The organism is Campylobacter sp. US50a (genome assembly GCF_004379015.1).
GTDB classification, from domain to species: Bacteria; Campylobacterota; Campylobacteria; order Campylobacterales; family Campylobacteraceae; genus Campylobacter_D; species Campylobacter_D jejuni.
On record NZ_RYYJ01000118.1, the window covers coordinates 1 to 230 of the forward strand.

The 230-nt window shown below is 26.5% G+C and carries 1 pseudogene; it reads right to left on the minus strand.

Annotated elements, in window-relative coordinates:
- Nucleotides 1-230, minus strand: a pseudogene (locus ELQ11_RS09870) (autotransporter outer membrane beta-barrel domain-containing protein); the annotation flags it as partial.

Below are 230 nucleotides of genomic sequence, written 5' to 3' on the forward strand. Positions count from 1 at the left end.
TTTCCTATTTTTTTAGTTAAATCATTTTTAATCAAAGCAGCTTTACCTTGAGCTTTGATATAAACTTCTTGACCTTTACTTGTAGTAAATAAGGTATTAAAGTATTTTAAACCTGCATAATAGGTTCTATTATTAATATCAAAATAAGTTGAACTCATTTTTGTATCTTCATAACCTGCATACACACCATATATTCCACTGTCTTTTAAAGTAGAATAACCTATGATGGT